This is a genomic window from Vagococcus proximus (assembly GCF_029143285.1).
In the GTDB taxonomy this organism is placed as follows: Bacteria; Bacillota; Bacilli; order Lactobacillales; family Vagococcaceae; genus Vagococcus_D; species Vagococcus_D proximus.
The window spans coordinates 158,979-172,069 of the sequence record NZ_JAPDSH010000001.1; the positions used below are offsets into that span (position 1 = coordinate 158,979).

The 13,091-nt window shown below is 35.8% G+C and carries 10 protein-coding genes; 9 read left to right on the top strand and 1 reads right to left on the bottom strand.

Going from position 1 to position 13,091, the window contains the following annotated elements; all coding sequences use genetic code 11:
- Positions 1-153 precede the first annotated feature (153 nt).
- The 4 genes from OL233_RS00770 to OL233_RS00785 all read left to right on the top strand — a co-directional run bounded on the left by OL233_RS00770 (position 154) and on the right by OL233_RS00785 (position 5,581).
- Complete coding sequence (locus tag OL233_RS00770; protein WP_275470467.1) at positions 154-1,086, top strand: alpha/beta hydrolase; 933 nt, start codon at positions 154-156, stop codon at positions 1,084-1,086.
- 14 nt (positions 1,087-1,100) lie between these two features.
- Entirely contained in the window at positions 1,101-2,039 is a 939-nt protein-coding gene (locus OL233_RS00775) for a DUF7278 family profilin-like fold-containing protein (RefSeq protein ID WP_275470468.1), read from the top strand.
- Positions 2,040-2,366: 327 nt separating this feature from the next.
- A complete protein-coding gene (gene alaS / locus OL233_RS00780) occupies positions 2,367-5,006 on the top strand; it encodes an alanine--tRNA ligase (RefSeq protein ID WP_275470469.1) in 2,640 nt (879 codons plus the stop codon).
- Positions 5,007-5,071: 65 nt separating this feature from the next.
- Complete coding sequence (locus tag OL233_RS00785; protein ID WP_275470470.1) at positions 5,072-5,581, top strand: GNAT family N-acetyltransferase; 510 nt, start codon at positions 5,072-5,074, stop codon at positions 5,579-5,581.
- Between the two features lie 8 nt (positions 5,582-5,589).
- Here the strand turns inward: OL233_RS00785 and OL233_RS00790 are convergent, their stop codons facing one another.
- Positions 5,590-6,420: a Cof-type HAD-IIB family hydrolase gene (locus OL233_RS00790; protein ID WP_275470471.1), complete on the bottom strand. Its 831-nt coding sequence runs from the start codon at positions 6,418-6,420 to the stop codon at positions 5,590-5,592.
- Between the two features lie 146 nt (positions 6,421-6,566).
- Here OL233_RS00790 and OL233_RS00795 point away from each other — a divergent pair, with 146 nt between their 5' ends.
- From OL233_RS00795 to polA, 5 genes are all read left to right on the top strand, one after another.
- The gene (locus tag OL233_RS00795; RefSeq protein WP_275470472.1) at positions 6,567-7,487 is read left to right on the top strand and encodes a hypothetical protein; all 921 of its coding nucleotides are present in this window, start codon (positions 6,567-6,569) and stop codon (positions 7,485-7,487) included.
- A 121-nt stretch (positions 7,488-7,608) separates the two neighbouring features.
- Positions 7,609-8,943, top strand: coding sequence for a UDP-N-acetylmuramate--L-alanine ligase (gene murC, locus OL233_RS00800; protein WP_275470473.1), 1,335 nt, complete (start codon positions 7,609-7,611; stop codon positions 8,941-8,943).
- 134 nt (positions 8,944-9,077) lie between these two features.
- On the top strand, positions 9,078-9,542 hold the full coding sequence (locus OL233_RS00805) for a MaoC/PaaZ C-terminal domain-containing protein (RefSeq protein WP_275470474.1): 465 nt from the start codon (positions 9,078-9,080) through the stop codon (positions 9,540-9,542).
- Positions 9,543-9,559: 17 nt separating this feature from the next.
- Positions 9,560-10,258 carry a Bax inhibitor-1/YccA family protein gene (locus OL233_RS00810; protein ID WP_275470475.1) on the top strand — a complete coding sequence of 233 codons (699 nt, stop codon included), beginning with the start codon at positions 9,560-9,562 and terminating at the stop codon, positions 10,256-10,258.
- A 125-nt stretch (positions 10,259-10,383) separates the two neighbouring features.
- Entirely contained in the window at positions 10,384-13,038 is a 2,655-nt protein-coding gene (gene polA, locus OL233_RS00815; protein ID WP_275470476.1) for a DNA polymerase I, read from the top strand.
- The last annotated feature ends 53 nt before the right edge of the window (positions 13,039-13,091 follow it).

The following is a 13,091-nucleotide window of genomic DNA, read 5'->3' on the forward strand; positions in this document are numbered from 1 at the left end:
TTGTAAGAAAGAATAAAGTTATTGGACTTATTCCTGTTTTAAGTGTAATATAATCGTTTTTTTAGACGTAGAATTCAAATCGTAATAGTTTGATTTTCAAAATTTATTGCTATAATAGGTAGGGTTAATAATAAAAAGAATGAGGTTGACTATATGAAGGTTAAAATAATGATTAGTATTGTAACAGTTGTTGTGCTTATTTTAGGTGGTTTAGGTTGGGGTGTAAATTATTTATTTAATTATGCTATTGTTAGAGGAGATAAGGATTTTATCAGTGCAGAAGCTGCTAGTGGTGGTAAATCTAAAGGTTATGATTCTTGGGAATTTGCTGATGAAAAACCAGTAACGCTTACCCAAAAAACGAAAGAGGGTCTGACATTAAAAGCGACTCATTTTAAACAGAAGCAAGAAGGGACAGCTAAGTTAGCGATTGTAGCACATGGTTACACAAGTGATGGCATGCATATGAAAGATTATGCTAAAATGTTTTATGAGATGGGATATGATGTCTTAGTTCCAGATGCTCGTGCTCATGGTAACAGTGAAGGTGAGTATATTGGATTTGGTTGGCCTGACCGTTTAGATTATTTAAATTGGATTAAGCAAATGACAGATGCTTATGATAACGATGTTGATATTGCGTTATATGGTATCAGCATGGGAGCGTCAACAGTCATGATGGTTTCGGGAGAAAAATTACCTGACAATGTTAAAGCGATTATCGAAGATTGTGGGTATGATACAGTAGAAAACGAATTAAAACATCAACTAGGTGAAATGTTTAATCTGCCATCGTTTCCTTTAATTCCAATTACGTCACAGTATTCAAAATTACGTGCAGGATATGATTTCAAGGAAGCTAGTGCTGTGAAGCAACTCGAGAAAAATAAATTACCAATGTTATTTATTCACGGAGATAAAGATGATTTTGTGCCGACAAAAATGGTTTATCCATTATATGAAGCAACAAAAGGACCAAAAGAATTAGTCATTGTTGAAGGTGCAAAGCACGCAGAAGCCTTTACACAAGACGCTAAGAAATATCAAGAAATGGTGTCAGGATTTTTAGCAGACTATATCAAATAAGGAGTGTTATGAAGATGAACTACTACGATTATCTACAACAAGAGAATTGGCTAATGTTATCAAATGAGCAGATGCTATCCCTGTATGATGATGTGATTTCAGCGTTTACAGCACCAAGTGTAACAGTAGAATCAGTTCGAGTGTCTAATGTATTATTACCAAATAGACAGTTAAGGACATTGGTTATTCGATTAGATAAGCAAGATTTTATTTTTGTTCCAGGACAAAGAGGTGTCTCGCTTGGAAAATTAAGAGAACGTAGTAGTGAACCGGAAACACTTATTGAGATAAAGGATTATAGAAGCGAGTCGCAGTTTAGTCCAAGACGATTGACGGATATTGTACCGATGCTAGTATGTTGTGAAAGTGATAGACCAGGCGCTAAGTTAGACGGAAGTTATAATACGGTGACAGGAAAGTACAGTGGAAAGAATCTCAATTCTGATAGTATTTGTTCTCATGTCGAAGAAAATTTGGTTCAGCCTCAAAGTATTGAAGAAGCCCTAACATGGGAGTATCCAAAAGTTATACGGTTAAACGAAGAATTACTAGCTAAGCAAAATAATGCTAACCCTGACCACTATGCTATCTATAGAATTAAAGAGTTAACGTATAGTGAGTTATTAATGGATCTATGTGGGTATAACATACAATTGTTACCTGAGGATAATTTTGAATATTTATTTATGCCGACTATCGGACTTCCAGGAATGAGTAACTCAGCTCAAAATGTAATGGTACTCGATAATGAAGGACTACTACCGGATTTGTCTATCCAGTTAGTCCCTGATGATGTTCCGCTTCTTACAGATCAAGTGGAAATTCAGAAACAAATTGTAACAGCAAGTGAATGGGAGAGTGCCAGTTATAGAGTTCCTCATAATATAACGCCGCAGTCTGTCTTGAAGCCAGAAGAGATTGCTTACCGTAAGTGTATCTTATTGCAACCTTAATCAAGGTAAATCGTATTAAAGTGGTAAGTTAAAATTGACTTTTTAAGATTTATTGCTTATAATTTTTAAAGGAAAAGGATATATTTTTGAGTACGTTTTGTTCAGAGAACTTTTTGAAATTGCTGAGAGAAAAGTCAAAACACTTTTAAGATGCTCCCTTTGATAGATTGGCAAGAAATTGTCACGCATCCCTGCGTTATCGGGCTTAAGAGGTAATGAAAGTCAAACATCATTGCAAACAAGGTGGTACCGCGCAGCAGTCGTCCTTGTTTTGCATGGTGTTTTTTTGTTATTTAAAATGCTTTTATACAAGGAAGGAAGAAAACAATGAAAAAATTATCAAGTAGTCAAGTTCGTCAAATGTATTTAGACTTCTTCAAAACTAAAGGACATACAGTAGAGCCAAGCGCGTCACTAGTTCCAGTTAATGATCCTACTTTATTATGGATTAACTCAGGTGTTGCGACACTTAAAAAATATTTTGATGGGTCAGTTGTCCCTGAAAATCCAAGAATTGTAAATGCTCAAAAGAGTATCCGTACAAATGATATTGAAAATGTTGGACGTACAGCACGTCACCATACCATGTTTGAAATGTTAGGAAATTTCTCAATTGGGGATTACCAAAAGAAAGAAGCAATCCACTGGGCATGGGAATTCTTAACAGACGAAAAATGGATTGGATTTGACGTTGAAAAATTATACGTGACAGTCTATCCAGAAGATAAAGAAGCACGTCGTATTTGGGAAGAAGAAGTAGGCTTATCAACTGATCGTGTTGTAGATGTAAAAGATAACTTCTGGGATATCGGTGCTGGTCCATGTGGTCCTAACTCAGAAATTTTCTATGACCGTGGAGAAGAGTTTAATGATGTTGCTGAAGACGATCCAGAAAACTACCCTGGTGGCGAAAATGAACGTTACTTAGAAATTTGGAACTTAGTATTCTCAGAATTCAACCATACATTAGAAGACACATATGAACCACTACCTAACAAAAATATTGATACGGGTATGGGCCTTGAGCGTATGCTTTCAATTATTCAAGATGCCCCAACTAACTTTGAAACAGATTTATTTGTTCCGATCATTGAAGCGACAGCTAAATTAAGTGATGGTCAAAAATATGGTAAAGATGGTGCAATTGATACATCATTTAAAGTAATCGCTGACCACACACGTGCTGTAGCTTTTGCTATTGGTGACGGCGCTTTACCATCAAATGAAGGTCGCGGTTACGTGTTACGTCGTTTATTACGTCGTTCTGTAATGCATGGTAAAAAATTAGGTATCCACAAACCGTTTATGTACCAATTAGTACCAGTAGTAGCGGATATTATGTCATCATATTACCCAGAAGTAACAGAAAAAATGGACTTCATTCAAAAAGTTATCAAAACTGAAGAAGAACGTTTCCACGAAACAATCAATGATGGTTTACAAATTTTAACAGACTTAATTGAGAAATTAAAAGCTGACAATAAGTCAGAACTTGCTGGTAAAGATATTTTCAAACTTTATGATACATTCGGTTTCCCTGTTGAATTAACAGAAGAAATTGCAGAAGAAGCAGGACTTACAGTCGATCACGCTGGTTTTGAAAAAGAGATGGAAGCACAACGTGAACGTGCGCGTTCAGCTCGTAATACGGATCAATCTATGAATGTTCAATCAGCATTATTAACAGATATTAAAGAAGAAAGTACATTCATCGGGTATGATAAAACTGAGGCGACCGGTACATTATCAGTTATCATTGCAAATGATGCGGTAGTAGAGTCAGTAGCGACAGGCGAAGCTCAATTAATCTTCAATGACACACCATTCTATGCAGAGATGGGTGGACAAACTTACGACACAGGTATGATTACAACTGAAGATGGTAGCATTGTAGCGACTGTATCAGACGTTCAAAAAGCACCAAATGGTCAAGCTCTTCATAAAGTTGAAGTAACAGCTGAACTTAAAAAAGGTCAAACTTATGTGTTGAAAGTAGACCGTAACCGTCGTATTAAAGTTCTTAAAAACCATACAGCGACTCACTTATTACATCGTGCACTTAAAGATGTGTTAGGCGATCATGCTAACCAAGCAGGATCACTTGTAACACCAGAACATTTACGTTTTGACTTTACTCACTTTGGTCAAGTTACCGCAGAAGAGTTAGCTCAAATGGAACAAATTGTAAATGAAAAAATTTGGGAAGCGTTAGTAGTTGAAACAGTTGAAACGGATGTTGAAACGGCAAAAGAAATGGGTGCTATGGCATTATTCGGTGAAAAATACGGTAAAGAAGTCCGTGTTGTAAACATTGGCGGCTACTCAATTGAATTATGTGGGGGAACTCATGTAACAAATACATCTGATATCGGCGTATTCAAGATTTTATCTGAATCAGGTATCGGAGCAGGTGTTCGTCGTATTGAAGCTGTTACAAGTAAAGAGGCTTACGATGTGTTATGCGAAGAAGAAGGCTTCTTAAAACAAATTGCAGGCTTAGTTAAAGCTCCTCAATTAAAAGAAGTACCAAATAAAGTAGAGCAGCTACAAAAACAATTAAAAGAATTACAAAAAGAAAATGATAGCTTAAGTGCGAAATTAGCAAGCCAACAAGCGGGAGATGTTTTCAAAGAAGTGAAAGAAGCAAATGGATTAACGTATATCACAGCTGAAGTAACAGTGAAAGATATGAACCAATTGCGTCAATTAGCCGACCAATGGAAACAAAAAGAATTATCTGATGTTTTAGTTTTAGGAACAGCTCAAGGTGAGAAAGCTAACTTATTAGTTGCTATGTCTAAAGCGGCTAATGAAAAAGGCTTCAAAGCTGGAGACTTAATTAAAGCAATTGCGCCACTTGTAGGTGGTGGCGGTGGCGGACGTCCAGATATGGCTCAAGCGGGTGGTAAAAACCCAGCAGGCATTAAAGACGCTCTAGCTGAAGTAACAACTTATTTAACTAAATAATCAAAGTAAGAATTCTGTCAGCCGAAAGACTGACAGAATTTTTTTCTAAAGGAAGGGAGACAGGTATGGAATTTAGATTGGCAACATGCAAAGATAGTCAAAAAATCCAACAGATTTTTGACCAAGGCACTGCTTATTTTAAAGAGTTAGGAATTGACCAGTGGCAAGATGGTTATCCGAATGAAGACGTTATTAGTGATGATATCAGTAAGAAGCAATGTTATGTGGCTTGTGATAAGAATGATATTTATGGTGTCATTGTCATGACGTTGATAGAAGAAGATGATTATTTAACTGTAGAGGGTGGAGCTTGGCGTTATGAGGGAGACTATGGTGTTATACACCGATTAGCTGTGAATAAGAATTATCCCGCTAAGGGCCTTTCTTATGAGCTTGTAGCTTATGCTGAGCAGATGGCACTAGAAAAAGGACGAATGATTATGCGTGTCGATACACATAAAGATAATTTAGGGATGCGACATCTTTTAGCTAAAAGTGGCTATCAGTACATAGGTGATTTGATGTTGAGTGGAGGGCTACCTCGTATTGGACTGGATAAAAAATTAAAAAGCTAGAATGGCGTTTAGGCCGTTCTAGCTTTTTTTAGAATAAAATGCTCAATAGCTTCCGCTACAGCACTATTATTGTGGTCGTTTATACAAATGTAATCGGCTTTTTCTTTTAACTCAGGGACGGCATTTGCAACAGCAACACCGGTACCTGCAAAATCAATCATTGTACGGTCATTCATATTATCTCCAATTGCGATAATTTCTTCCGGCTTAATTCCAAGTTCACCGCTTAGTTCTTTTAGCGCACGCCCTTTATTAACACCTAATGGGTTGAATTCTAAGTAACGACCAGATGAGTAGTTGATATCGAGTTGTTGTTTTAACTCTTTAGGTAGAGAAGCTTCAATGGCTTGGAGTTTTGACATATCATCACTTTGGAAGTTTATTTTTAAAATAACATCCTCAGTAAAAGGAGTGATGTTTAAATTATCTATAAGGGTTAATTTATCTGGATCATCTAAAAAATCGTGCTCACTTTGATTCATGCGGTAAGTATAAATGTGCGAGAGACTAAAGACATGGATTAATACATCTAAGTCACGCCCTAGTTCAAAAAGTTGAGTGACATGAGATTGCTCTAAATTTGTTTGTCTAATAATGCGATTATTTTTATTTTCAGTGGTAACGCCTCCGTTGAAGGAGATAGAGTAATAGTTTTCCTTATCGGCTAAATGGAGTGTTTTTAAGATAGTTTGAAAATCTTCAAAGCGTCTACCAGAAGCAATTATGATCTTGATTCCAAACTCACTCAAAGTGTTCAAATATTCTATGTTTTTATCTGATATTTTACCTTCTGATGTAATAAGTGTTTCATCGACGTCAGTTACTAAAAGTTTATACATGAACTCATCCTTGTCTCTATGGTTTTTTTATTTAACTATCGTTTAATTAATAATATAAGATTTCATTTAAAAATACTAGAAGTATTCAGAAACCTTTAAAAATATGATACACTATTGATGATAGATAATAGAAGGACTGATAATTTATGGATAGATTTGAAGAGAAAAGAGAAAAGTTTAGATTCCCTTTATTTGATGATGCAGAACCTGTCAAATTACCAGAGGAAAAACCCCGTCATCTATTTCAAAATCAAGAGTCATTTGATGTTAACACAGATGAGAGTATAAGTAAAAGTTCAACTGTTACAGAAACAGAAGTGTCTGATAAAGAAGATACGAACCGAGATGATGATCTAGTGACGTTACAGAATGAAACTTCAGAAAAATTTGATTTCTCGTATCAGGGTCCACCTATGGAAAAACCAATCATAGAGATGAAAAAACCAATTTTTTATAATGATCATCACGTTAGTTTTGAAGAAAAGAAAAAAGTGGATAATTCCCACCATAAACCTAATTTTAAAGCAGAAATTATTGAAGAAAAGTTAGAAAGAAAAAGTAGTAAACTACCAAGTTATGTTGAGGATGAACAGTATAGACCGGTTGCTAGACATCATTTTGTTCCACGTAAGATTCCAAGTCAAATAGTTAAGCACACCCCTAAAGATAGTGTAGAAAAGATAGAATCAAAAGAAATTTTAGAACGCTTAAAAAAGCCGACTTCAAGTTACATGTCATTTGACTTAGAGGCGACAACTATTTATAAAGAGTCGGATGATGTCACTATTGAGCATTCAACAACGAGTGATTTTTTATCAGATATTCCAGGTATATTTGATGAGGTGCCGATTGTTTCTGACCCTGTTTCTGATGACGAAAAAGCGGAAGAAATTCCGTTAACACGTCAAGAATTTAAAAAATTGAGTAAAAAAGGTGATGTTGATTTACCAGCTATCACTAAGAAACAGCAAAAGGAAACGAAAACATCTCGTTTAGATAGAGGACTGGGAAGTATTATAGAAGAACAGTTAGCGTCAAATAAAAAATCACAGTATTTTGATTTTTAATTTTAAATATTAGAATCAACTGAATGTTTTTTATTGAAATCTTTCTGAATATATATGATAATAAACAATGCTAATAGAAAATGAGTTACAAGTAATTTTAAAACCAGAAAAGAGGCTTTTTATGAAAACGCAAGAACCAATCTATCATTTCGTTGGAATTAAAGGTGCCGGTATGAGTGCTTTGGCATTAATTCTTCATGAAAAAGGTTATCAAGTACAAGGCTCTGACATTGAAAAATACTGTTTCACACAACGTGAGTTAGAAAAAGCAGGTGTTTCAATTCTTCCTTTCGATGAACATAATATTAAACAAAATATGATTATAATCGCAGGTAATGCTTTTGAAGACAATCACCGTGAAATACAAGAAGCTTTGAAAAAAGGCCTTCAAGTGGTCCGTTATCACCGTTTCTTAGGAGACTTTATCAAAAACTTTACTAGTATTGCAGTGACGGGATCACACGGAAAAACAAGTACAACTGGGATGTTAGCACATGTTTTTAGTGGTATCCAACCTACAAGTTACTTGATTGGTGATGGAACTGGACACGGTGTAATGGATGCTAAATATTTTGCATTTGAGGCGTGTGAATACCGTCGTCACTTCCTTGCATATTCTCCAGACTATGCAATCATTACAAATGTAGATTTTGATCACCCAGATTACTATAAGAGTATCGATGATGTTTTTGATGCGTTCCAGACATTTGGTAGTCAAGTTAAAAAAGGTATCGTTGCTTTTGGTGATGATGAACAATTAAGAAAATTAAAAACAGACGCGCCTATTTATTATTATGGAACAAAAGATAATGATGATTTTCAAGCTAAAAATATTGAACGCACAACAACAGGATCAGAATTTGATGTGGTTTATAAAGGTGAGACGATTGGTCGTTTCACTGTACCGGCGTTCGGCATGCATAATGTCTACAATGCATTAGGTGTTATTGCAATTGCGCATTTAGAAGGACAAGATATGACTAAAGTCGCAACTGAATTAGTAACATTTGGTGGCGTAAAACGTCGTTTCAGCGAGAAAAAAGTGGATGATATGGTTATCGTAGATGATTATGCACACCATCCAGCTGAAATTCGTGCGACTATTGATGCTGCACGTCAAAAATACCCTGAAAAAGAAGTCATTGCTGTATTCCAACCGCATACTTTCACACGTACAGTAGCCCTATTAGATGAATTTGGTGAAGCGTTGGATTTAGCAGATCATATTTATCTATGTGATATTTTTGGTTCAGCTCGTGAAGAAGTAGGGGATGTGAAGATTGAAGACTTAGGTAACAAAATTACCAAAGGTGGTTCAGTCATTTCTGAGGACAATGTTTCTCCATTATTAGATTTCCATGATGCCGTTGTTGTATTCATGGGTGCAGGAGATGTCCAAAAATTCCAACGATCTTACGAAACATTACTTGGAACAACACGAAAAAATATTATGTAATCCTTAAGACAGCCACAAAACGGCTGTCTTTTTTTTTTCTTATAAATCGGACTTAAGACTGAGTTAAACCGCTTGCTCTTTTTTTTGTATTTGGTACAATTAATAGTATTAAAGATGGAGGTGTCATTGATAAAATGATCATAAAGCCCAAGAAAATTGGCAAGACAATTGATGAAATTGAAGAAGGACAATCATTAAGTGTAACGGAGACAATTGAGGATAGCCAACTCCTTTTATATTTAGGTATTACAAATGATTCTAATCCTCTTTATATTCAACATGAGTATGCGAAACAAACAGAATACGGTGAGCCGATAGTTCCATCTGTACTTTTAATGGGTATTATCACAAGTGCTATATCTAAGCATTTACCTGGTCCAGGTTCTCATGTCGTAAATTTTTCAATTAACTTCATGGAAGAAGTTCGTCATTATGAGACAGTGACTTTCCAGTTTGAAGTGATTAAAGTCGATAAGATGAAAGATGTTGTAACGATTTCAGTCGAAGCAACAAATAGTGAAGAAAATCGTATTCTTGATGCAGTAGTGATGGTTAAACCACCAGTACTATTAGCAGAAGAATCAGAAGAAAATAATTAGATTTAAGGAGAATGTAAATGAATAATTATAATTATCAAGAAACGTCAACAAATGTTGGCTTGCAAGCCTTTTTTGCTCGCGTATATGCCTACTTAGGTGTAGGTGTTGCGATTAGTGGTGTCACGTCATACTTAGTTTTAAATGTATTTGCAGAGCAAGTATTCGGTATGATGGTAGGGAATACAACGATGAAGCTTTTATTACTATGGGTCGTAGAAATAGCACTAGTTTTATTTTTAAGTGCGAAATCAGTAAAAAATCCAGGATTAGCTTTTGCTGGTTTTATCGCCTATGCGGTAATTAACGGTGTAACACTAAGTTTCACCTTAGCAATGTATACAGGCGCAAGTGTTGTTAAAGCTTTCGTCGCTGCATCATTAACGTTTATAACAATGGCTATTGTTGGATCGGTAAGTAAAAAAGATTTATCGGGTATGGGTCATGCAATGAGAAGTGCTTTAATCGGGATTATCATTGTTATCTTAATAAATATTTTCTTGAAGAGTTCAGCATTAGATATGTTTGTATCAATCGCAACAGTACTTGTCTTCTCAGGTTTAACAGCGTATGATCATCAAAATATTAAACGTATGTACTATCAAGTAGGGAATACGTCAGCAGCTAAAGGTGTTGCGATTAACTGTGCATTGCAACTTTATTTAGACTTTATCAACTTGCTAATTGCCTTCTTAAGAATTTTTGGCAGCAGAGATTAAACCTAAAGAGTTACCCTAAAAAGGGTGGCTCTTTTTTTGTGGGAAGAGTAGGTCAAAACATCGCAATATCTCCTAATTTTTGTTAAACTAAATAGATAAGAGTGAATAGAGAATGGAGCTTTAATATGCCTAAAAATAAATTATTATTGATAGATGGAAATAGTATAGCGTTTCGTGCGTTTTATGCTGTACAAAATTATGAGTCATTTAAAACGAAAACAGGTCTACATACTAATGCAGTTTTGTTTTTTAACAACATGCTAGAAAGTATTTTAGAAAAAGAAACCCCAACACACGTTTTAATTGCCTTTGATGCAGGGAAAACAACATTCCGTCATGCCTTCTTTGAGGACTATAAAGCAGGGCGTTCTAAAACACCTGGTGAATTTAAAGAACAAATGCCTTACATTCGTGAGTTGATTGAAGCACAGGGCATCGAGCATTATGAATTAATGGACTACGAAGCAGATGATATTATTGGAACGCTTGCGAAACAAGTTGCTTCAGATGAGTTCGAGGTCGTGGTTATCTCAGGAGATAAAGATTTAACTCAATTAGCAGAAGAAAACATTCGTGTCGAAGTAACATCACGTGGGGTTAGCGAACTTGTAACGTACACACCGGAATTCATTAAAGAAAAATACGGTCTTGAGCCTCTTCAAATTATTGATATGAAAGGTTTAGCTGGAGATAATTCAGATAATATCCCAGGCGTGACACGTGTTGGGGAAAAAACGGCTCTTAAATTGCTTCATGAATATGGAACCGTTGAAGGCTTATATGAGCATATTGATGACTTAAAAGCGAGCAAGATGAAAGAAAACTTGATTAATGATAAAGAACAAGCGTTGATGAGTAAGCGACTTGCAACGATTGATATTAAAGCACCAATAGATGTAAACGTTGAGAATCTTACCTATGAAGGAAAAAATCTAGAAAAACTAATTCCATTCTACCGCCAAATGGAGTTTAAACAATTATTAAGTAAGCTTGATACGAGTGGGTTAGGCGAAAATTCCGAACCCATGGAAGAGGTTAAGTATCAGTTTATAGAAAAATATGAAGATATTTCTGAAGAGATGTTTGGACCTAATATGAGTTTTTATGTGGAGACGTTAGATAAAAATTACCACACAGCAGAAGTAGAAGCCGTGGCTTGGGGAAGTAAAGATACTATTTACGTGGCTCTAAAAGATGAAGCTTTACATTCAGAAAAAATGAAAAAATGGTTGGAAGACACTAATCAAACTAAAAATGTTTATGATGCCAAAGCAAACTATGTTTTATTAAGACGATATGATATTGAATTATCAGGTATTGCTTTCGATAGTTTATTAGGCGCTTATTTGATTGATACAAATGATAAGAGTGAAGATTTAGCAGCACTTGCCTTCAATCATGAGTATTTCTTACTAGAGAGTGATGAAGCAATTTACGGTAAAGGTGCGAAAATGGCTATACCAGAAGATCAAATTATTTCGGAGCATTTAGCGCGTAAAATCATCGCCTTGGAGTATTTAAAACCTGTCCTGATGGAGAAGTTAGAAGATAAAGAACAAACTGATTTATTCTTTGAGATGGAACTTCCGCTGTCTAAAGTTTTAGGTAAAATGGAGAGCACGGGGATTACAGTGAATGCCCAACGTTTGCAAGAAATGAAACAAGAATTTGCCATTCGCTTAAAAGAAATCGAAGAGCGCATCTACGAACAAGCAGGGGAAGAATTTAATATTAATTCGCCTAAGCAATTAGGTGTTATCTTGTTTGAGAAGATGGAACTTCCTGTTATTAAGAAAACAAAAACGGGTTATTCAACAGCTGTTGATGTATTGGAACAGTTGAAGGACCAAGCCCCAATCGTGTCAGATATTTTAGATTATCGTCAAGTCGCGAAGATTCAATCAACTTATGTTGAAGGGTTGTTAAAGGTTATTCAGTCAGATGGTAAGATTCATACACGTTATGTTCAAACCTTGACACAAACAGGTCGTCTAAGCTCTGTAGACCCTAATTTACAAAATATTCCCGTTCGATTAGAAGAGGGACGTAAAATCAGACAAGCCTTCGTTCCGAGAAGTGCTGACTGGCAAATCTTTTCGTCAGATTATTCGCAAATTGAATTGCGCGTTTTAGCGGATATTGCAAAAGATGAGCATATGCGAGATGCCTTCTTAGAAGGTCAGGATATTCATACAAGTACGGCCATGCGTGTTTTTGGTGTGGAAACACCTGAAGAAGTGACAGGAAACATCAGACGTCAAGCTAAAGCAGTAAACTTTGGAATTGTCTACGGCATCAGTGATTACGGTTTATCTCAAAATCTAGGAATTAGCCGTGCTGAAGCCCAACGTTTTATTGATACTTACTTTGAGAAGTATCCTGATATTAAAACATACATGGAAGAAATCGTAAGGGATGCTAAAGATAAAGGCTATGTGGAAACATTATGGCATCGTCGCCGTTATCTACCCGACATTAATGCCCGTAATTTCAATATCAGGTCATTCGCTGAAAGAACGGCTATTAATACACCTATTCAAGGAAGTGCGGCTGATATCTTAAAGATTGCCATGATTGAAATGGCGAAACGTCTAAAAGAAGAAAAAATGGAAGCGACAATGTTGTTACAAGTTCATGATGAGCTCGTATTTGAAGCACCGAAAAGTGAGATACCTAAACTAGAGGCATTGGTTAAAGATGTAATGGAAAATGCTGTAGCGTTATCAGTGCCACTTAAAGTAGATAGTAGTACCGGAGAAACATGGTACGACGCAAAATAATGAGGTGAAAGGTTGAGAGTAATCCTCTTGACCTTTTTATCTGTCAGTAAGAG

Excerpts from the sequence above, each read along its gene's own strand:
- OL233_RS00770 (WP_275470467.1), top strand. The coding sequence starts at position 154 with ATGAAGGTTAAAATAATGATTAGTATTGTAACAGTTGTTGTGCTTATT.
- OL233_RS00775 (WP_275470468.1), top strand. The coding sequence starts at position 1,101 with ATGAACTACTACGATTATCTACAACAAGAGAATTGGCTAATGTTATCA.
- alaS (WP_275470469.1), top strand. The coding sequence starts at position 2,367 with ATGAAAAAATTATCAAGTAGTCAAGTTCGTCAAATGTATTTAGACTTC.
- OL233_RS00785 (WP_275470470.1), top strand. The coding sequence starts at position 5,072 with ATGGAATTTAGATTGGCAACATGCAAAGATAGTCAAAAAATCCAACAG.
- OL233_RS00790 (WP_275470471.1), bottom strand. The coding sequence starts at position 6,420 with ATGTATAAACTTTTAGTAACTGACGTCGATGAAACACTTATTACATCA.
- OL233_RS00795 (WP_275470472.1), top strand. The coding sequence starts at position 6,567 with ATGGATAGATTTGAAGAGAAAAGAGAAAAGTTTAGATTCCCTTTATTT.
- murC (WP_275470473.1), top strand. The coding sequence starts at position 7,609 with ATGAAAACGCAAGAACCAATCTATCATTTCGTTGGAATTAAAGGTGCC.
- OL233_RS00805 (WP_275470474.1), top strand. The coding sequence starts at position 9,078 with ATGATCATAAAGCCCAAGAAAATTGGCAAGACAATTGATGAAATTGAA.
- OL233_RS00810 (WP_275470475.1), top strand. The coding sequence starts at position 9,560 with ATGAATAATTATAATTATCAAGAAACGTCAACAAATGTTGGCTTGCAA.
- polA (WP_275470476.1), top strand. The coding sequence starts at position 10,384 with ATGCCTAAAAATAAATTATTATTGATAGATGGAAATAGTATAGCGTTT.